This is a genomic window from Streptomyces ziwulingensis (assembly GCF_039542605.1).
Taxonomy (GTDB): Bacteria; Actinomycetota; Actinomycetes; order Streptomycetales; family Streptomycetaceae; genus Streptomyces; species Streptomyces ziwulingensis.
In genome coordinates, this window is sequence record NZ_BAABIG010000084.1 from 157,245 (window position 1) to 176,284 (window position 19,040).

Here is a 19,040-nt window from a genome sequence, read left to right on the forward strand (position 1 = left end):
GCCGCACTGATCGCCGCAAGGATCGCCGTACGGAGGAGACGACGACTGTGGGCACTGCCCCAGGGACAGGCCGGACAGGCCGGACAGGCCGGACACGCCGGCGGCTCGCGCTCGGCACGGCGCTGCTGACCGCCGCCGGGCTGCTCACCGTCGCGGTGCCGCAGCAGGCCGAGGCCGCCGCGTACTGTCCGGGCCGCAAGGTGCGCACCCTGCCGTTCGCCACGGGGTCCGTCCTCGTCTACAAGCGCGGGAGTTACGTCTGCGCGGTCACCGTCCCGAAGAAGACCGGCACCAAGCGGACGATGATGGTCAGCGTGCGGGCGCGCGGCGGGCGGCCGGTCGTGGACGAGGGGAAGTACAGCCAACGGGCCGGCCCGGTGACCGTCTACGCCGGTCAGCGCTGCGTCTGGGTGAAGGGCAGGGTGTCCAAGGGCTCGGTCAGCTCCGGTTGGATTCTCTGCTGACACCCTGTGCCGACGCACCGCCCGCGCACGCCCGGCGCACAGGTTTCGGCAAGGAAGTTTCCCGGTGCCCCTGGTGCGCCGCCGAGTTGCTCGGATAGCTTCCGGCGGACGTCAGTTACCCAGGGGAGGGTGCATGCGCAAGGCGCTCAGATGGCTGCTGGCGCTGGCGGTGCTCATAGGCACCGTCAGTACGGCAGGCGCGGCCACCGCCGCGTCACCGGAGGCCACCGGCTCCACCGACATCAAGGAGAGACTGCTCTCCGTGCCGGGGATGAGCCTGATCGAGGAGAAGCCGTACCCCGGCTACCGCTTCTTCGTCCTGAACTACACCCAGCCGGTCGACCACCGACGCCCGTCCAAGGGCACCTTCCAGCAGCGCGTCACCGTGCTGCACAAGGACACCGACCGCCCGACGGTCTTCTACACCGGCGGCTACAGCGTCTCCACCACGCCCAGCCGCCGCGAGCCGACCCAGATCGTGGACGGCAACCAGGTCTCCATGGAGTACCGCTACTTCACCCCGTCCCGGCCCGAGCCGGCCGACTGGTCGAAGCTGGACATCTGGCAGGCCGCGAGCGACCAGCACCGCATCTTTCAGGCCCTGAAGAAGATCTACCGGGAGAACTGGGTCTCCACCGGCGGCTCCAAGGGCGGCATGACCGCCACCTACTACGAGCGCTTCTACCCGCGCGACATGGACGGTGTCGTCGCCTACGTCGCACCCAACGACGTCGTCAACAAGGAGGACTCGGCGTACGACCGGTTCTTCGAGACGGTCGGGACGAAGGAGTGCCGCGACCGGCTGAACGGCGTGCAGCGCGAGGCGCTGGTGCGCCGGGCGCCGCTGGAGGAGAAGTACCGGGCGTACGCCGCCGGGAACGGCTACACCTTCGACACCATCGGCAGCCTGGACCGGGCCTACGAGGCGGTCGTCCTGGACTACGTCTGGGGCTTCTGGCAGTACAGCACCGTGGCGGACTGCGCCGCGATCCCGGCGGACGCGCCCAACGCCACCGACGACGAGATCTGGAACAGCGTCGAGACGATCTCCGGTTTCTCCTTCTACACCGACCAGGGGCTCGCCCCGTACACGCCGTACTACTACCAGGCGGGCACGCAGCTCGGCGCGCCGACGATCCACTTCCCGCACATCGAGAAGAAGTACATCCGCTACGGCTACCAGCCGCCGCGCAACTTCGTGCCCCGGGACATCCCGATGCGGTTCCAGCCGTTCGTGATGGACGACGTGGACTCCTGGGTGAAGCGCAACGCCCGGCAGATGCTCTTCGTCTACGGCGGGAACGACCCGTGGGGCGCCGAGCCCTTCCGGGTCGGCAGGACGACGCGGGACAGTTACGTGTTCACCGCGCCCGGCATGAACCACGGCGCCAACGTCGCCGGACTGGTTCCCGAGGAGAAGGCGCTCGCCACGGCCCGCATCCTCGACTGGGCGGGCGTCGCCCCGGCCGCCGTCCAGGCCGGCCGGGCCACCGCCGAGCCGCTGGCGGCGTACGACGCCAAGCTGGACCGGCGGGACGTCGAGCGCGAGCCGGCGCTGCGTCCGTGACACCCCGGTGGCGTCCGGCCGCCCGCGGGCCTCGTGCTCACCGCGGCCGGGCGTGGCCGACCGGTGGCTCCCCGCCGGGACGGACGTACAGTCCCGTCCCGGCGGGGCGGCGGGACCGGCCGGTCACCGCCTCCGTGATCCGGTACCGCGGTGCCCGCTCGCCCGCGCACGACACCGGGCGCACGCCAGGCGCGCGGGGGCCGTTGCGCGGGCTGGGGGAGGACCGTGCGGCGCGGGTCGTACCCGCGCTACGTCCGGTACGACAGCCCGTGCCCCACGGGGAACAGCACCGCCGACGGATCGTCCGCCCGCACCACCGGCACCGGCAGCCGGCCGCGCGGCCGCACCCGCCCGGCGAGCACCCGGGCCGCCGCCCGCACCTCCACGTCCGTCCAGGAGTAGGCGGCCAGCACGGCGGGGGCCCCGGGGAGGTGGGCCACGTCGTAGGGGTTGCGCAGCGCGACCACCGCCACCGGCCTGCCCGTGGCCAGCAACTCCCGCACCAGGGTGCGCTGCCCGCTGCCGGCGGTGACGTTGTAGGTGGCGACCACCACCGCGTCCGCCGCCCCGGCCGCCGCCACCGCCCCCGCGATCACGGCCGCCGACGGGGAGGTGCCGGTGGACCGGGCGGTGGCGGTGAAGCCCAGCTCGCCGAGGGCGCCCGCGAGCACCCCGGTCGGTGGGCCGGTGGTACCCGACGGCGAGGCGGGATCGGCCCCGACCACCAGCACCTTCGGGGTACGGCGCCGGGACAGCGGCAGCAGCCGCCCCTCGTTGACCAGCAGGGTCGTGGTCCGCTCGGCGATCCGGTCGGCGGCGGCCAGGTGCGCGCGGACGCCGACCGTACGGTCCACCTCCCGCGAGGAGGTGTACGGCTCCCGGAACAGGCCGAGCCGCGCCTTCAGCCGCAGCACCCGCAGGATCGATTCGTCCAGCCGGTCCTCGGTGAGTTCGCCCTCGCGTACGGCCGTCAGCACCGCGTTCCAGGCCAGGTCGAGGTCGGGCGGGTTCAGGAGCTGGTCGACACCCGCCTTCAGCGCCAGCACCGGCACCCGCGCGTCGCCGTACTTGATCCGTACGCCCTCCATCGCGAGCGAGTCGGTGACCACCACCCCGTCGTACCCGAGTTCCTCGCGGAGCAGGCCGGTGAGGATCGGGCGGGAGAGGGTCGCCGGATCGCCGGAGTCGTCCAGCGCGGGCACCACCAGATGCCCGGTCATGATCGAGTCGATGCCGGCCTCGATCGCGGCCCGGAACGGCGGCGCGTCCAGCTCCTCCCACTGGGCCCGGTCGTGGGTGATGAGGGGGATGCCGGTGTGGCTGTCGACCGCCGTGTCCCCGTGCCCGGGGAAGTGCTTGGCGCACGCGGCGACCCCCGCCCGCTGGTACCCCGTCACCTCGGCGGCCACCAGGGCGGCCACCGCCGCCGGTTCGGAACCGAAGGAACGGACGCCGATCACCGGGTTGGCCGGGTTCACGTTGACGTCGGCGACCGGCGCGTAGTCCTGGCGGATGCCCAGCGCCCGCAACTCCTCGCCCGCGATCCGCCCGAGCGCACGGGCGTCCGACCGCGACCCGCCCGCGCCGACCGCCATCGCCCCCGGGAGGAGCGTGGCCGGCGCGCCCACCCGGGCCACGATGCCGTGCTCCTGGTCGGTGGAGATCAGTACCGGCAGCCCGCGGGGCAGGCCGAGGGAGGCCCGCTGGATGCCGTCGGACAGCTCCGCGATCTGGTGCGGGTCGCGGGTGTTGTGCGCCCAGGTGAAGTAGATGACGCCGCCGACCCGGTACTTCTCCACCAGCTCGGCGGCGGTGCGGACGCCGATCTCGGTCAGGTTGGCGTCGATGTCCGCCTGGTCGGGGGCGGTCGCGGAGTGGCCGTAGACCCGCATCACGAAGAGCTGGCCGACCTTCTCCTCAAGGGTCATGCGGGAGACGAGGGCGCGGAGTGAGCCGTCGGCGGGGGCGGGCCGCGCGGCGGCGGTGCCGTCGGCCGCGAGAGCCGCGGTGACGCCCGCCGTGACCCCGGCGCCGGCGGCCAGGAGAGTACGTCTGGAGGGCTGAGCGGCGCTTGGCGTGCTTCGCGTGCTGCTGTCGGGCACGTGCGCTCCTTCCGGACTGAAGGAAACTTCCGAACAGTCACCAATATCCGGGAAGTTTCTGCCAGTCAAGGGAGCGCACAGGAGCGGCGGGCCGCCCGGCGCGGCGGGTCAGCGGGGCGCGCGGGCCGACACCCCGGGCCAGTGGGCGCGCAGGCTCCGTACGGTCTCGGCGATCGCCGGACGCCGGGCCGCGCCCGTCCGCCACAGCGCGTACAGCCGCCGTACCGGCATGGGGTCGAGCGGCACCTCCACCACCCCCGGGGGCAGCGGGCCGCGGCCCAGGCGGGGGATGAGCGCGACGCCGAGCCCGGCGGCGACCAGCGCCACCAGGGTCGGGTTCTCGTCGGCCTGGTGCACGATGTCCGGCTCGTGCCCGGCACCGCGCAGCGTCCGCATCAGCCAGTCGTGGCAGACCCGGCCCGGCGGCTGGCAGATCCACCGCTCCCCGCCCAGCTCCGCCCGCCGTACGGCCGCCCGGCCCGCGAAGGGGTGGCCCTCGGGTACGAGCAGATCGCACAGGTCGTCGCCGATGACCGCCTGCTCCACCCCGGCCGGCGCGGGCAGCGGCGCTATGTCCCAGTCGTGCGCCACCACCAGGTCGACGGCGCCCTTGGCGACCAGGTCGACGGAGAGGTGCGGGTCGACCTCGGTGAGGCGGGTGTCGAGGGCCGGGTGCTCCCGGGCCAGTTCGGCCAGGACCGCGGGGAGCAGGCCGCGCGCCGCCGACGCGAACGCGGCGATGGTCAGCCGCCCGGCCGGCCGGCCCCGCCGCTCCTCCAGCTCCGTCTCCGCGCGCTCCACGATCGCCAGCAGCTCCCGCGCGGTGCCGGCGAGCTGCCGCGCCTCGTCGGTGAGCCGCACCCCCCGCCCCTCCCGCTCAAGCAGCACGGTCCTGGTCTCCCGCTCCAGCTTGGCGATCTGCTGGGAGACGGCGGAGGGCGTGTAGCCCAGGGCGGTGGCGGCGGCGCCGACCGTGCCGTGCACCGAGACCGCGTGCAGGGCGCGCAGCCGCTGGAGGTCGAGCATGGCCGCTCCCGTGATCGCATCCGATGAAGCGTTGCTTCATTCAACCGTGCAGCAATCATCGCTGGTGCTTCACGGTGGGGGAAGGTGATCCTCGACGCATGGGTCCGTCACATCTCTGCCTCGCCGTCGCCGTCGCCGCCGTCTGGGGCGTCAACTTCACCGTCATCGAGATCGGCCTCGACCACTTCCCGCCGCTGCTCTTCTCCGCCCTGCGCTTCCTCGCGGCCGCGCTTCCCGCCGTCTTCTTCGTCGGGCGCCCGAAGGTGGCCTGGAAGTGGATCGTGTCGGTGGGGCTGGCCCTCGGCGTGGCCAAGTTCGGCCTGGTCTTCCTCGGCATGGACGCGGGCATGCCGGCGGGCCTGACCTCCCTGGTGCTCCAGATACAGGCGGTCTTCACCGCCGTGATCGCCGCCGTCGTCCTGCGTGAGCGGCCCACGCGCGTGCGGGTGGCGGGCATGCTGGTGGCCCTGGCCGGCATCGGTGTCGCGGCGGTCGACGAGGGCACCTCGGGTCCGCTCGGCGCCTTCGCGATGGTGATCGCGGCGGCGGCCTGCTGGGGCGTGTCGAACGTACTGACCCGCAAGGCGTCGCCGCCGGACGCGCTGAACTTCATGGTGTGGGTGAGCACGGTCCCGGTCCTGCCGCTGCTCGGCCTGTCCCTGCTCACCGAAGGCCCGTCCCGGGACCTGGCCGCCCTGCGCGCGCTGGACCTCCAGGGCGCCGGCACGGTGCTGTTCGTGGCCTGGATCGCGACCGTCTTCGGCTTCGGCGCCTGGGGCTGGCTGCTGCGCCGCCACCCCGCCTCCTCGGTCGCCCCCTTCTCCCTCCTGGTCCCCGTCTTCGGCATGTCCTCGGCGGCCCTCTTCCTCGGCGAGCCGGTCTCCCCGCCGCAGTGGTGCGCGGCGGCGCTGCTGGTGGGCGGCGTCGCCCTGACGTCGATCACCCCGAGACGCGACGCGGGAACACCGGCCCAGGCGGTCGCCGCCCCATGCTGATCCCTCCATGGTGATCTCGGCCCCCCTATTCGGCCCACGGATAAGATATTTGTCCGGCTAATCGTTCACCCGAGTGCCGCGCATCCGGTGGAGTGAGGGGCCGTTAACTCGATATGAGCGAGGTAACTGCGGGGAAGTGCCTTCCATGGGGGGCCGGACAGGGTCGCAAGACCAGGGTGGATGTGGTGTCGACGGGCGGATTCCCCGTCGCACACGGGGAGGCGGAGCCGATTCTCCGTGATTTCCTCGACGTGATGGGCGGACTGCAGAAAGATCTTTCCCGACGCTGGGCCACGGTGTGGGAATACCCCGTACCGGCTCGGCCGGAATGATCGGCCGGTACCGTGTACGAAGAATTCGCCTACAGTCCGGAAAACCCCGCCTACTATCCGCCCGGCGGCTACGGCTGGGACGGGGCGGGCCGCGGCCGGCACCGCGCTCCCGTGGAGGCGGAACCGCCACCCCTCGTGCCGGACCTCCCCTGGGACCCGGCCGAGGAGCTGGCCTTCATGCTCCAGGACGCCGTGCAGTGGCAGGGGACCGGCGCTCCCGCGCCGCCCGCCGCCGACGTCCCGGCCGAGGCACCCGTGCCGGGCGGCCCCTCGGACGACCTCCCGGAGGAGGCCGCCGGAGCGCCGCCGACGCGGGACGCCGCCCCCGGCCATCGCAAGACGCGCGCGCCGCGCGAGCCACGCACGCCGCGTGAGCCACGCGAGCGGCGACTGCCGCGCGGACTCGACGCCGTCAGTTACCTCACCGCCGCCCTCACGACCGTCATCGCCTTCGCGGTCAGCCTCCTGAGCGGCATCGTCACCTACGACCCCTTGCGCCTCGTCGCCCTGACCCGGCTGCCCTCGGACGTCGTGGCCTACTGGCCCCTGCTGGTGTACGGGCCGTGGCTGGTGGCGTCGCTCTCCGTGCTGCGGGCGGCGCTGCACCAGCGCCGCGCGGTCCACTCCTGGAGCGTCGTCCTGGTCTTCTCGCTCATCGCGGTCTTCCTGTGCGTGGCACAGGTGTCCGGGTCGGTCATCGACATCGCCGCGGCGGCCCTGCCCGGCCTCGCCGGTCTGGCCTGCTTCCAGCAGCTCGTACGGCAGATCACGCTGACCCGTCCGCCCCGGCGGGCGACACCGCGCCACCGGGTGCGCCCCGAGCCCGCGCGGCCGGCCGGCGCCGAGGAGGAGTCCGAGCCGGCGGCGGCCGAGGAGACCCCGGCCGCCGGCGCGCCACGCCGGGAGGGAGCGGAGCCACGGCGGCCCGGTCCCGCGCGCACGGTGCCGGAACCGGCCCCCGTGACCTATGTGATCAGCGAGAACCGGCCGCTGCGCAACCCGGGCCGCCACCAGCACGGCCCCGTACCGCAGCCCCGGCGGGCCTGACCCGGGGATGGTGCGGGGCCCGACGAGGGCCGGACGCGAGCGGTCAGGCCGCCTCGCCGACCAGTCGGTCCAGGTGGCGGCGGCCCGCCGCCAGCAGACCGGGCAGCGGGGCGGCGTTCTCGTACCACCGCTTCTCGTACTCCCAGCACAGCCAGCCGTCCCAGTGGTGCCGGGCGAGCAGGTCCACGCACTCGGTGAGCGGCAGCACGCCCGCGCCGAGCGCCAGCGGGGTGGTGTCCTCGGCGGAGGCGATGTCCTTCACCTGGACGTACCCGAGGTGCGGGGAGAGGGCGGCGAAGGACTCCGCCGGCTGCTCGCCGCCCAGCCAGGTGTGCATCACGTCCCACAGGGCGCCGGCCTGGAGGTGTCCGACCAGGCCGAGGACGCGCATCGCGTCGGCGCCGGTGCGGTGCGAGTCGTGGGTCTCCAGCAGGATGCGCACCCCGGCCTCGGTGGCGTCCTCGGCGGCCGTGCCCAGGCGCCGGGCGGCCGTCTCGTCGGCCTCCTCGGGGCTCTGGTCCGCGTCGCCGCCGGGGAAGACCCGGATGTAGGGGGCGCCCAGGTCGCGGGCGAGCCCGAGGAGGGCGCGGATCTCGTCGAGGACGGGCCCGTCGTCGCCGGGCGCGGCGATGCGCGCGTATCCCGCGACGCTCAGCACCTCGACACCGGCCGCCTTGAACTCGGCGGCGACCGCGGCGCGTTCGGCGGGGGACAGACCCGGATGGACCGGTTCCTCGGGGTGGGCGCGGAGTTCGACCCCGTGCCAGCCGTGCTCGGTCGCCAGCCGCAGCACGTCGGTCACGGGCATTCCGGGGACACCGAGGGTGGAGAACGCCAGCTTCATGACCATCGACAGTACCCGCCGGGGCAGCGCTTACTCCGCCGGTGCCCCACGGGGTCCTGGGCAGCGGCCCCGGGTACGCCCACACGGCCCCGGCCCGCCGGAAGAAAGACCCTCACCGTCGCTCCCGGGGCTGTCCGGAGGACCCGGCACCGTCACTCCCGGGGCTGTCCGGAGGACCCCCGCACCATCAGTTCCCCCCGCACCGTCGCGATCCCCCCGGGCGGTGCATCCTCCCGCCCCCGGGCGATCCGCCCCGCCCGGGCCCCCGCCTCCGCCAACGGCAACCGCACCGTGGTCAGCGCCGGTACCACGTCGATGCTGAACGGCAGGTCGTCGAAGCCCGCCACGGACACGTCGTCCGGAATCCGCAGCCCCGACTCCCGCAGCGCCGCGCACGCCCCCAGCGCGACGGAGTCGTTCGCGGCGACCACCGCCGTCAGCGCCGGATCGCGGCGCAGCAGCTCCAGCGTGGCCTCGTAACCCGACCGGCGGTCGTACCGGCCGTACACCGTCCACCGCGGGTCCTCCTCGACCCCGTGCGCGGCGAGCGCGGCGCGGTGTCCCTCCAGCCGGTGCCGGGTGGTGGTCCGCTCCTGCGGCCCCGCGATGTACCCGAGCCGCCGGTGCCCGAGTCCGATCAGGTGCTCGGTCAGCTCCCGCCCCCCGCCCCGGTTGTCGAAGGTCAGCGCGATCGCCCCGGTCCCCGGTGCCGGCGGCCGCCCGCACAGCACCACCCGCGTGCCCGCCTCCGCCAGTTTCCGCAGCTTCGCCGAGACGGCCGCCCGGTGCGGGGCGTCCTCCAGCGCGCCGCCGGTCAGCACCACCGCCGCCGCCCGCTGGCGCTGCAGCAGCGTGAGGTAGGTCAGTTCACGCTCCGGGGAGCCGCCCGTGTTGCAGACCACGGCGAGCCGCTCGCCGCCCGCCCGGCCGCCCGGACCGCCGATCTCGGACTGGATCGCGCTCGCCATGATCCCGAAGAAGGGGTCGGCGATGTCGTTCACCAGGATGCCGACCAGGTCGGAGGTGGCGGCGGCGAGCGCGCTCGCCGGGCCGTTGAGCACGTACTCCAGCTCGTCGACCGCCTTGAGCACCCGCTCGCGGGTGGCCGCGGCCACGGGATAGTTCCCGTTCAGCACGCGCGACACCGTCGCGGGCGAGACCTGGGCGCGGGCCGCCACGTCCGCCAGGGTCACCGTCATGTCCTCGTCCTCCGCCTCACCGCGAACGCGGTCTTGTCCAGACCACCGTGCACAGGCTAGCTTCGTACCCGATAGAAAGCGCTTGCTATCACGCCCGTCCCGGCGGAGGCGGCGCGCAGACCGGGTACGACGCGTATGAGGGGAATGACGTGACACGCAAGACGGTGCGTATCGCCATGAACGGCGTGACCGGACGCATGGGCTACCGCCAGCACCTGGTCCGTTCCATCCTGGCCCTGCGGGAACAGGGCGGACTCGACCTCGGCGACGGCACCGTGCTCTGGCCGGAGCCGATCCTCGTCGGCCGCCGCGAGCACGCGCTGCGGGCACTGGCGGACCGGCACGGCCTGGAGCACGTCTGCACCGACCTGGACGCGGTCCTCGCCGACGAGAGCGTGGACATCTACTTCGACGCCCAGGTCACCTCCGCCCGCGAGGAGGCGATCAGGAAGGCGATCGCCGCCGGCAAGCACCTCTACACCGAGAAGCCCACCGCCACCGGCCTCGACGGCGCCCTGGAACTCGCCCGCCTCGCCCGGGAGAAGGGCATCCGGCACGGCGTCGTCCAGGACAAGCTCTTCCTCCCGGGCCTGCTCAAGCTCAAGCGCCTCATCGACGGCGGCTTCTTCGGCCGGATCCTCTCCGTGCGCGGCGAGTTCGGCTACTGGGTCTTCGAGGGCGACTGGCAGGACGCCCAGCGCCCCTCCTGGAACTACCGGGCCGAGGACGGCGGCGGCATCGTCGTCGACATGTTCCCGCACTGGGAGTACGCGCTGCACGAGCTGTTCGGCCGGGTGAGGACCGTGCAGGCGCTCACCGCCACCCACGTCCCGCAGCGCTGGGACGAGAACGGCAAGCCCTACCCCGCCACCGCCGACGACGCCGCCTACGGCGTCTTCGAACTGGACGGCGGCGTGGTCGCCCAGATCAACTCCTCCTGGGCGGTCCGCGTCAACCGCGACGAACTGGTCGAGTTCCAGGTCGACGGCACCGAGGGCTCCGCCGTCGCGGGCCTGCGCAACTGCCGTGTCCAGCACCGCTCGGCCACCCCCAAGCCGGTCTGGAACCCGGACATCCCGGCCACCGAGGTCTTCCGCGACCAGTGGCAGGAGGTCCCGGACAACGGGGAGTTCGACAACGGTTTCAAGGCCCAGTGGGAGCTGTTCCTGCGCCACGTCTACGCCGACGCCCCCTACCACTGGGACCTGCTGGCCGGCGCCCGCGGCGTCCAGCTTGCCGAACTCGGCCTGAGGTCCTCGGCCGAGGGCCGCCGCCTGGACGTACCGGAGATCACGCTGTGACCCTCCGCCTGCCGGCCCCGGACGGCACCCTGCACGCGTACGAGCCCCGCGCCGAGCCCCTCGCCGCCACCGCGAGCAGCGCAGGAAGCGCTTTCACCTCCCGTACGGTCTTCTCCGCCGCGCACGTCGTCGCCGATCCGTACGCCGACACCACGCCCGACGGTCCGGCGGCCGTCGACTGGGACGCCACCCTCGCCTTCCGCCGCCACCTGTGGGCGCACGGCCTGGGCGTCGCGGAGGCGATGGACACCGCCCAGCGGGGCATGGGCCTGGACTGGGCGGGCGCGGCCGAGCTGATCCGCCGCTCGGCCGCCGAGGCCAGGGCCGTCGGCGGCCGGATCGCCTGCGGCGTCGGCACCGACCAGCTCACCGCCGGTACGCCCGCCGAGGTCCGGGCGGCCTACGAGGAGCAGCTCGCCGTGGTCGAGGAAGCGGGCGCCCAGGCGATCCTGATGGCCTCCCGCGCCCTGGCCGCGAGCGCGCACAGCCCCGAGGAGTACCTGGAGGTCTACGGCCACCTGCTCCGCCAGGCCGCCGAACCGGTGGTCCTGCACTGGCTCGGCCCGATGTTCGACCCCGCGCTGGAGGGCTACTGGGGCTCGGCCGACCTGGACCGGGCGACCGACACCTTCCTGGAGGTCATCGCCGCCCACCCGGACAAGGTGGACGGCGTCAAGATCTCCCTGCTGGACGCCGGCCGGGAGGTCGACCTGCGGCGCCGCCTGCCCAAGGGCGTGCGCTGCTACACCGGCGACGACTTCCACTACCCCGAGCTGATCGCGGGCGACGCGCAGGGCTTCAGCCACGCCCTGCTCGGCATCTTCGACCCGCTCGGCCCGCTGGCCGCCGAGGCGGTCCGGGTCCTGGACACCGGGGACACCCAGGGCTTCCGGGCCCTCCTCGACCCCACCGTCGCACTCTCCCGCCACCTCTTCCAGGCCCCCACCCGCTTCTACAAGACAGGGGTGGTCCTCCTCGCCTGGCTGGCCGGTCACCAGAGCCACTTCACGATGGTCGGCGGCCTCCAGTCGGCCCGTTCCCTGCCCCACCTCGCCCGCGCCTACCAACTCGCCGATACCCTCGGCCTGTTCCCGGACCCCGCTCGGGCCGAGGAGCGGATGAGGACCCTGCTGTCCCTGTACGGAGTGGACCAGTGAGCCAACCCCCCGACCTGAGCCGTTTCAGCATCAACCAGATGACGGTCAAGCAGCTCTCGCTGCCCGAACTCACCGCCGCCTGCCGTGAGCTGGGTGTCGGCCACGTCGGCCTGTGGCGCCGGCCGGTCCAGTCCTACGGCGTCGAGGCGACGGCGAAGCTGGTCCGCGACGCCGGGCTGACCGTCACCACGCTCTGCCGGGGCGGCTTCCTCACCGCGACCGCCCCGGCGGCGCGGGCGGCGGCCCTGGCCGACAACCGCCGCGCCGTCGACGAGGCCGCCACCCTCGGCACCGACACCCTCGTCCTGGTCTCCGGCGGCCTGGCCGCGGGCGACAAGGACCTGCCCGGCGCCCGCGAACGCATCGCCGACGCCCTCACCGAACTCGCCCCCTACGCCGAGGCGCACGGCGTCCGCCTGGCCATCGAGGCGCTGCACCCCATGTACGCCGCCGACCGCTGCGTGGTCTCCACCCTCACCCAGGCCCTCGACCTCGCCGAACGCTTCCCCGCCCACCAGGTCGGCGTCACGGTCGACACGTACCACCTCTGGTGGGACGACCGGGCGCCCGCGGAGATCGCGCGGGCCGGCGCGGGCGGCCGTATCCACTCCTTCCAGCTCGCCGACTGGACGACCCCGCTGCCCGAGGGCGTCCTCAACGGCCGCGGTCAGCTCGGCGACGGCGCGATCGACCTGCGCGAGTGGAAGCGCCACGTCGAGGCGGCCGGCTACACCGGCCCCATCGAGGTCGAACTCTTCAACGAGACCCTGTGGGCCCGCGACGGGCGGGAGGTACTGGCCGAGACGGCTCGACGGTTCGTGGCGCACGCCCTGTAGCGACGCCCCGAAGGGCTCCGCGGCGACGCGGAAAAGATTTCGCGGAAGTCGTGCAACCCTCTCGCCGCCTTGCGGGTCGTACTGGGCATCGGAACCCCCGCAGGGGGGAGATCTGGGGGGATCGCGGGGCTCCGATGGAGGGGAAACGCGAGGGGGCCCGGTCGGTGAACCGGGCCCCCGAAGTGTTGGCCGACGCGTTGGCCGAAGTGTCGGCCGACGTGTTTGCCGGGCGTGGGTCAGAAGAAGACGCCGCAGCGCAGCAGCACATTGGCGTACGGCCGGGCCTCCCCGGTGCGCACCACCAGCCGCGCTCCCGCCGACAGCTCCTTGAGCCGCTCGTGGGTGACCAGTTCCAGGGCGGGCAGTCGCCCGTCGAGCAGCGCCCACGCCTGCGCGTTGGCCTCCCGCACCTCGCGCGCCGCCGTGGCGCCCTCCACCACCAGCTCCGCCAGCAGCCCGTCCAGCACCTCCGCGAACGACGGCACCCCGGCACGGAACGCCAGGTCCACCACGCGCGGACCGTCCGGGATCGGCATGCCGGCGTCGCACACCAGCACCCCGTCGCCGTGCCCGAGGCGCGCCAGTTCACCAGCCAGGTGCCGGTTGAGTATCCCGGTCCTCTTCACAGCGCCTCGACCTCCCGCGCGGTGGGGTACGACTCCTGCGCCCCCGCCTTCGTGACCGCCGCCGCCCCGACCCGGGCCGCGTACGCCGCCGCCTCGGCCAGCGTCGCCCCCGTACCGAGCCGCCAGGCCAGCGCCGCCGTGAACGCGTCGCCCGCGCCGGTGGTGTCCACCGCGTCCACCCGCACGGACGGCACCCGCGCGACGCCCTGCGCCGAGGCGACCAGCGCGCCCTCGGCGCCCAGCGTCACCACCACCGAACGCGGCCCCTCGGCCAGCAGGCGCCGCGCCCAGTCCTCGGGCCCCTCGCCCGCCTCGGACGTCCCCAGGATCACCTTCGCCTCGTGCTCGTTGACGATCAGCGGGTCGCAGGCGTCCAGCACCTCGCGCGGCAGTTCGCGCGGCGGCGAGGGGTTGAGGACGAACCGGCTGCCCGGTGCCAGGGTCCGCACCACCTCCACCACCGTCTCCAGCGGGATCTCCAACTGGGCCGAGACCACCTCGGAGGCGTGGACGAGGCCGGTGGCGGCGCGGACGTCGGCCGGGGTGAGCCGGCCGTTGGCGCCCGGCGAGACGACGATGCTGTTGTCGCCGGACGGGTCCACGGTGATCAGCGCGACCCCGGTCGGCGCCCCGCCCGCCAGCACCCCCGCGGTGTCGACGCCGGCGGCCCGCTGCGAGTCCAGCAGCAGCCGGCCGTGGTCGTCGTCGCCGACCCGGGCCAGCAGGGCGGTGCGGGCGCCGAGCCGGGCGGCGGCCACGGCCTGGTTGGCGCCCTTGCCGCCCGGGTGGACGGCCAGGTCGGAGCCGAGCACCGTCTCCCCGGCGCCGGGCCGCCGCTCCACACCGATCACCAGATCGGCGTTGGCCGACCCCACGACCAGAAGGTCGTAGTCGTACATAGATTGTCTCCCCGCTCGAAGCGCTCGTACCGCCGCAGTCAATGGTGTTACCGGGTCACTGGTGCCGCTCAGCCGTCGAAGCCGGCCACGTTCGCCTCCGTGACCACCTTCACCGGCACCTTCACCGTCGTCTCCGTCTTCTTGCCCTCGGCCGCCCGCAGCGCGTTGCGCACCGCGATCCTGCCCAGTTCCTTCGGCTGCTGCGCCACCGACGCGAACAGCGTGCCGTCCTGGACCGCCTTCAGCCCGTCCGGCGTGCCGTCGAAGCCGACGACCTGGACGGACTTCCCGGCCTTGGAGCCCAGCGCCTTGATCGCGCCGAGCGCCATCTCGTCGTTCTCCGCGAAGACCCCCTTGATGTCGGGGTGCGCCTGGTACAGGTTGGTCATCACGTCCAGGCCCTTGGTGCGGTCGAAGTCCGCGGGCTGCTTGGCGACCACCTTGATGCCCGGGTAGTCCTTCAGTCCCTCGGCGAAGCCGGCGCCCCGCTCCCGGCTGGCGGAGGTGCCCGCCTGGCCCTGGAGGATCACGATCGTGCCCTTGCCGCCCAGCTTCTCGGCGAGCGCCTTGGCGCCGAGCTGACCGCCCTCGACGTTGTCGGAGGCGACCAGGGCGGAGGTCTCCGCCTTGTTGACGCCGCGGTCCACGGCGACGACGGGGATGTCGGACTTGTTGGCCGAGCGCACCGAGGGGCCGGCCGCGTCGGAGTCCACCGGGTTGACGATGATCGAGGACAGGCCCTCGCTGGTGAAGTTCTGCAACTGGTTGGCCTGCTGCGAGGCGTCGTTCTGCGCGTCGGTGACGGTCAGGTCCACACCCGACTTCGCCGCCTGCTCCTGCGCGCCCGCCCTGATCTGCACGAAGAACGGGTTGTTCAGCGTCGACAGCGACAGCCCGATCTTCTGCTTGGCGGCCGAGTCCGATCCGCCGTGCAGCAGCGAGGTCGCGCCGACCACGGCCACCGCGACGACCGCCGCGATCAGATACGTCAGCGCCTGCTTGCCCTTGCCGCCCGGCGACCCCGCGCCCGCCGCCGGGGCACCGGCGCCCGCCTTGCGGCGGACCGTGTCCAGGAGCACCGCCAGCGCGATGACGACACCGATGACGACCTGCTGCCAGAACGCCGAGACGGAGAGCAGGTTGAGGCCGTTGCGCAGCACCGCGAGGATCAGCGCGCCGATCAGCGTGCCCGACGCCTTGCCGGTGCCGCCCGCCAGCGAGGCGCCGCCGATGACGACCGCGGCGATCGCGTCCAGCTCGTAACCCTGCGCGGCCTGCGGCTGTGCGGAGGAGAGCCGGGAGGCGAGGACGATGCCCGCCGCGGCGGCGAAGAGGCCGGAGAAGGCGTAGATGGCGAGCTTCTGCCGCTTGACCCGCAGGCCGGACAGGCGCGCGGCCTCCTCGTTGCCGCCGATGGCGTACATGGAGCGGCCGATGTAGGTCCGCCCGAGGACGAACGCGGTGATCAGGCCCATCGCGATCATCACCAGGACGGGCACCGGCAGCCAGCCGCCGAGCGTGTCACCGAGGTGCGAGACCGAGCCCGGGAAGGGGATCGGCGAACCCTGCGAGATCACCAGGGACAGACCGCGGCCGACCGAGAGCATCGCCAGCGTCGCGATGAACGGCGGCAGCTTCCCGTACGAGATGAGGAAACCGTTCACCAGTCCGCAGGCGATGCCCGTGGCGACGGCGAGGAGTACCGCTATCGGGACCGGCACCCCGCCCTCGGCGGCGGTCCAGGCCAGCACGGTGGCCGACAGCGCGGCGACCGAGCCGACCGACAGGTCGATGCCGGCCGAGACGATGACGAAGGTGACACCGAAGGCGAGGATGGCGGTCACGGCCGCCTGGACGCCGACGTTGAGCAGGTTGTCGGCGGTCAGGAAGTCGCCGGACAGCGCCGACATGGCGATGACGAGGACGATCAGCGCGGTCAGCGCGCCGTTGTCGAGGAGCAGGCGGCGCAGGCCGCCCGAGGCGCCCTGCGCGCCCGGCTTGCTCTTGAGCGAGTCAGTGGCCACGGGGGGCCTCCGTTCCGGTGGTGGGGGTACTGACGGCGAGTGCCATCACGGCGTCCTGGGTGGCCTGGTCGGCGGGGAGTTCGCCCGCGATCCGGCCCTGGGCCATCACCAGCACCCGGTCGCTCATGCCGAGCACCTCGGGCAGATCGCTGGAGATCATCAGGACGGCGGCGCCCTGCGCGGTCAGCTCGTTGACGAGCTGGTAGATCTCGACCTTCGCGCCGACGTCGATACCGCGCGTCGGCTCGTCGAGGATGAGCACCTTGGTGTGGGCGAGCAGCCACTTGCCGATGACGACCTTCTGCTGGTTGCCGCCGGAGAGCGTGCGCACATGCTGGCCGAGACCGGCCATCCGCACGCCGAGCTGCCCGGCGATCCGGGCCGCCGACTCGTGCTGCCCCTTGAGGTCGACCAGGCCCGCGCGGGCGGTCGACCGCAGCGTGACCAGCCCGAGGTTCTCCTCGACGGAGGCGTCGAGCACGAGCCCCTGGCCCTTGCGGTCCTCGGGCACCAGCCCGATCCCGGCCGCCATCGCGGCGTTCACGTCGCCGCCGCGCAGCCTGGCGCCGCCGACCTCCACGGACCCCGCGTCGTAGGGGTCGGCGCCGAACACGGCCCGTACCACCTCGGTCCGCCCGGCCCCCACGAGCCCCGCGATGCCGACGACCTCTCCGGCCCGCACCTCGAAACTCACGTCGTGGAACACACCGTCACGCGTCAGCCCGTCGACCTTCAGCAGGGCCTGCGCGGCCCGACCGGTCTCGGGCCGCTCGCGCGGGTACTGCTGTTCGATCGACCGTCCCACCATGAGCCGTACCAGCTCGTCCTCGGGCGTGGAGGCGGGCACCTGCCCGACGCTCCGCCCGTCCCGGATCACCGTGACCCGGTCACCGAGCGCGGCGATCTCCTCCAGGTGGTGGGTGATGAAGACGATCCCCACGCCGTCCTCGCGCAGCCTGCGCACGATGGCGAAGAGCTTCGCCACCTCCTCGGAGGTGAGCACGGCGGTCGGCTCGTCCATGATGAGCACGCGCGCGTCCAGGCTGAGCGCCTTGGCGATCTCCACCATCTGGAGCCGGGCGATGCCCAGTTCCCGCACGCGGGTGCGGGGCGACACGCTGACACCCACCCGCTTCAGCAGGACGGCGGCGTCGGCCTCCATCTGCTTCCGGTCGATCATCCCCAGGCGGCGCGGCTGGCGCCCCAGGAAGATGTTCTCGGCGACCGTCAGCTCGGGAACCAGGTTGAACTCCTGGTAGATGGTGGCGATCCCGAGCCGCTCGGAGTCCTGCGCACCATGGATGCGCACCTCCTCGCCACCGGCCAGAATCCGTCCGGCGTCGGGGGTGTAGGCGCCGGAGAGCATCTTGATGAGGGTGCTCTTGCCGGCGCCGTTCTCACCGAGCAGCACATGCACCTCACCGCGGCGCAGGTCGAAGTCGACACTGTCGAGCGCGACCACGCCGGGAAAGGTCTTGCGGATGCCCTCGATGCGCAGCAACTCGTCCGGGTCGTCGCTCACGACGTACTCCTTTGTACGGGGGACTGGTCCTTGGGGGACTGGTTCACGGGGGACTGGTCCTTGGGGGACTGGTTCACGGGGGGCCGGGGTGCCGCGGCCGCCGGGGGTTCGCCGCACGAGCGGCGCACCACGAGCCGGGCGGGGAGCGTCACGGACTCGCCGGGCCGCCCCCCGATCCGGTCGACCAGCGCGCGGACCGCGGCCCGCCCGAGATCACCGGTGGGCTGGGCGATCGCGGTGACCGGCGGATCGGTGTGCGTGAACCAGGGGATGTCGTCGAACGCCGCGAGCGCGATGTCCTCGGGAATCCGCAGCCCGCGCGCCCGTACGGCGTCCAGCGCGCCGAGCGCCATCAGGTTGTCGGCGGCGAAGACGACCTCGGGCGGTTCGGGCAGGTCCAGGAAGCCCTCGGTGACCCGGCGCCCGCTGGCGGCCTGGAAGTCGCCCTGGCCGATGTAGGCGTCGGGGAGTGCGAGACCGTGTCCGGTCAGCGCCTCGCGGAAGGCGTCCACGCGTTCCCGCCCGGTCGTGGTGGCGGCCGGCCCCGCGATGATCGCGAGCCGCCGGTGCCCGAGCCCGTGCAGGTGTGCCACCAGGTCCCGTACGGCCGCGGCGCCGTCCGACCGGACGACGGGGACGTCGACCCCCGGGATCCACCGGTCCACGAACACCATCGGCGTCCCGGCCCGCGCGGCCTCCAGCATCCGGGGCGAGCCGCCGTCGGTGGGGGAGACCAGCAGCCCGTCTATACGGCGGTCCAGCAACGTCGTGACGTGGTGGTCCTGGAGATCGGGCCGCTCGTCGGCGTTGCCGATGATGACGCTGTAGCCGAGCGCGCGGGCCTCCTCCTCGACGGAGCGGGCCAGCTCGGTGAAGTACGGGTTCATCACGTCGCTGATGACCAGGCCGAGGGTGCGGGTCTGGTCGGTGCGCAGCGACCGGGCGACGGCGTTGGGCCGGTAGCCCAGCGCCTGCACGGCGGCCAGCACCCGGGTGCGGGCGTCCGCGCTGACGGACGGGTGGCCGTTGAGGACCCGCGACACCGTGGCGACGGAGACGCCCGCCTCGGCGGCGACATCCTTGATGCCAGCCATCGCCT

16 protein-coding genes are annotated in these 19,040 nt (G+C 73.3%); 7 read left to right on the forward strand and 9 right to left on the reverse strand.

The window, feature by feature from the left end; translation table 11 throughout:
- The first annotated feature begins 122 nt into the window (after positions 1 to 122).
- Positions 123 to 464, forward strand: a complete 342-nt coding sequence (locus ABEB00_RS32400; protein WP_345624286.1) for a hypothetical protein — start codon at positions 123 to 125, stop codon at positions 462 to 464.
- Positions 465 to 597: 133 nt separating this feature from the next.
- Positions 598 to 2,031 carry a S28 family serine protease gene (locus ABEB00_RS32405; RefSeq protein ID WP_345624256.1) on the forward strand — a complete coding sequence of 478 codons (1,434 nt, stop codon included), beginning with the start codon at positions 598 to 600 and terminating at the stop codon, positions 2,029 to 2,031.
- 248 nt (positions 2,032 to 2,279) lie between these two features.
- Here ABEB00_RS32405 and ABEB00_RS32410 read toward each other — a convergent pair whose 3' ends face one another.
- A complete protein-coding gene (locus ABEB00_RS32410) occupies positions 2,280 to 4,133 on the reverse strand; it encodes a glycoside hydrolase family 3 protein (protein ID WP_345624257.1) in 1,854 nt (617 codons plus the stop codon).
- Positions 4,134 to 4,241: 108 nt separating this feature from the next.
- The gene (locus tag ABEB00_RS32415; protein WP_345624258.1) at positions 4,242 to 5,159 is read right to left on the reverse strand and encodes a LysR family transcriptional regulator; all 918 of its coding nucleotides are present in this window, start codon (positions 5,157 to 5,159) and stop codon (positions 4,242 to 4,244) included.
- A gap of 98 nt (positions 5,160 to 5,257) precedes the next feature.
- Between ABEB00_RS32415 and ABEB00_RS32420 the strand changes: the two genes are divergently transcribed.
- Together ABEB00_RS32420 and ABEB00_RS32425 are read left to right on the forward strand one after the other, a co-directional pair.
- Positions 5,258 to 6,154 carry an EamA family transporter gene (locus ABEB00_RS32420; RefSeq protein WP_345624259.1) on the forward strand — a complete coding sequence of 299 codons (897 nt, stop codon included), beginning with the start codon at positions 5,258 to 5,260 and terminating at the stop codon, positions 6,152 to 6,154.
- 344 nt (positions 6,155 to 6,498) lie between these two features.
- The gene (locus ABEB00_RS32425) at positions 6,499 to 7,533 is read left to right on the forward strand and encodes a hypothetical protein (RefSeq protein ID WP_345624260.1); all 1,035 of its coding nucleotides are present in this window, start codon (positions 6,499 to 6,501) and stop codon (positions 7,531 to 7,533) included.
- 43 nt (positions 7,534 to 7,576) lie between these two features.
- On the opposite strand, the gene ABEB00_RS32430 is transcribed toward ABEB00_RS32425, so the two are convergent.
- Together ABEB00_RS32430 and ABEB00_RS32435 are read right to left on the reverse strand one after the other, a co-directional pair.
- Positions 7,577 to 8,377, reverse strand: a complete 801-nt coding sequence (locus ABEB00_RS32430; RefSeq protein ID WP_345624261.1) for a sugar phosphate isomerase/epimerase family protein — start codon at positions 8,375 to 8,377, stop codon at positions 7,577 to 7,579.
- A 152-nt stretch (positions 8,378 to 8,529) separates the two neighbouring features.
- A complete protein-coding gene (locus ABEB00_RS32435; RefSeq protein ID WP_345624262.1) occupies positions 8,530 to 9,576 on the reverse strand; it encodes a LacI family DNA-binding transcriptional regulator in 1,047 nt (348 codons plus the stop codon).
- A gap of 149 nt (positions 9,577 to 9,725) precedes the next feature.
- On the opposite strand from ABEB00_RS32435, the gene ABEB00_RS32440 reads away from it, so the two are divergent.
- The 3 genes from ABEB00_RS32440 to ABEB00_RS32450 are packed head-to-tail and all read left to right on the forward strand — an operon-like array spanning position 9,726 to position 12,870.
- The gene (locus tag ABEB00_RS32440; protein ID WP_345624263.1) at positions 9,726 to 10,877 is read left to right on the forward strand and encodes a Gfo/Idh/MocA family protein; all 1,152 of its coding nucleotides are present in this window, start codon (positions 9,726 to 9,728) and stop codon (positions 10,875 to 10,877) included.
- A complete protein-coding gene (locus tag ABEB00_RS32445; RefSeq protein WP_345624264.1) occupies positions 10,874 to 12,034 on the forward strand; it encodes a dihydrodipicolinate synthase family protein in 1,161 nt (386 codons plus the stop codon). Before ABEB00_RS32440 ends, ABEB00_RS32445 begins: the two co-directional genes overlap by 4 nt.
- Positions 12,035 to 12,072: 38 nt before the next feature.
- Positions 12,073 to 12,870: a sugar phosphate isomerase/epimerase family protein gene (locus tag ABEB00_RS32450; protein ID WP_345624287.1), complete on the forward strand. Its 798-nt coding sequence runs from the start codon at positions 12,073 to 12,075 to the stop codon at positions 12,868 to 12,870.
- 236 nt (positions 12,871 to 13,106) lie between these two features.
- Here the strand turns inward: ABEB00_RS32450 and rbsD are convergent, their stop codons facing one another.
- From rbsD to ABEB00_RS32475, 5 genes are all read right to left on the reverse strand, one after another.
- Positions 13,107 to 13,496: a D-ribose pyranase gene (rbsD, locus tag ABEB00_RS32455; protein WP_345624265.1), complete on the reverse strand. Its 390-nt coding sequence runs from the start codon at positions 13,494 to 13,496 to the stop codon at positions 13,107 to 13,109.
- A complete protein-coding gene (locus ABEB00_RS32460; RefSeq protein WP_345624266.1) occupies positions 13,493 to 14,395 on the reverse strand; it encodes a ribokinase in 903 nt (300 codons plus the stop codon). Before ABEB00_RS32460 ends, rbsD begins: the two co-directional genes overlap by 4 nt.
- Before the next feature lie 68 nt (positions 14,396 to 14,463).
- A complete protein-coding gene (locus tag ABEB00_RS32465; RefSeq protein WP_345624267.1) occupies positions 14,464 to 16,419 on the reverse strand; it encodes an ABC transporter permease/substrate-binding protein in 1,956 nt (651 codons plus the stop codon).
- On the reverse strand, positions 16,409 to 17,941 hold the full coding sequence (locus ABEB00_RS32470) for a sugar ABC transporter ATP-binding protein (protein ID WP_345624268.1): 1,533 nt from the start codon (positions 17,939 to 17,941) through the stop codon (positions 16,409 to 16,411). Before ABEB00_RS32470 ends, ABEB00_RS32465 begins: the two co-directional genes overlap by 11 nt.
- Entirely contained in the window at positions 17,938 to 19,035 is a 1,098-nt protein-coding gene (locus tag ABEB00_RS32475; RefSeq protein WP_345624269.1) for a LacI family DNA-binding transcriptional regulator, read from the reverse strand. The genes ABEB00_RS32470 and ABEB00_RS32475 overlap by 4 nt, the downstream gene beginning before the upstream one ends.
- Positions 19,036 to 19,040 lie beyond the last annotated feature (5 nt).

Excerpts from the sequence above, each read along its gene's own strand:
- ABEB00_RS32405 (WP_345624256.1), top strand. The coding sequence starts at position 598 with ATGCGCAAGGCGCTCAGATGGCTGCTGGCGCTGGCGGTGCTCATAGGC.
- ABEB00_RS32415 (WP_345624258.1), bottom strand. The coding sequence starts at position 5,159 with ATGCTCGACCTCCAGCGGCTGCGCGCCCTGCACGCGGTCTCGGTGCAC.
- ABEB00_RS32420 (WP_345624259.1), top strand. The coding sequence starts at position 5,258 with ATGGGTCCGTCACATCTCTGCCTCGCCGTCGCCGTCGCCGCCGTCTGG.
- ABEB00_RS32430 (WP_345624261.1), bottom strand. The coding sequence starts at position 8,377 with ATGAAGCTGGCGTTCTCCACCCTCGGTGTCCCCGGAATGCCCGTGACC.
- ABEB00_RS32435 (WP_345624262.1), bottom strand. The coding sequence starts at position 9,576 with ATGACGGTGACCCTGGCGGACGTGGCGGCCCGCGCCCAGGTCTCGCCC.
- ABEB00_RS32450 (WP_345624287.1), top strand. The coding sequence starts at position 12,073 with ATGACGGTCAAGCAGCTCTCGCTGCCCGAACTCACCGCCGCCTGCCGT.
- ABEB00_RS32460 (WP_345624266.1), bottom strand. The coding sequence starts at position 14,395 with ATGTACGACTACGACCTTCTGGTCGTGGGGTCGGCCAACGCCGATCTG.
- ABEB00_RS32475 (WP_345624269.1), bottom strand. The coding sequence starts at position 19,035 with ATGGCTGGCATCAAGGATGTCGCCGCCGAGGCGGGCGTCTCCGTCGCC.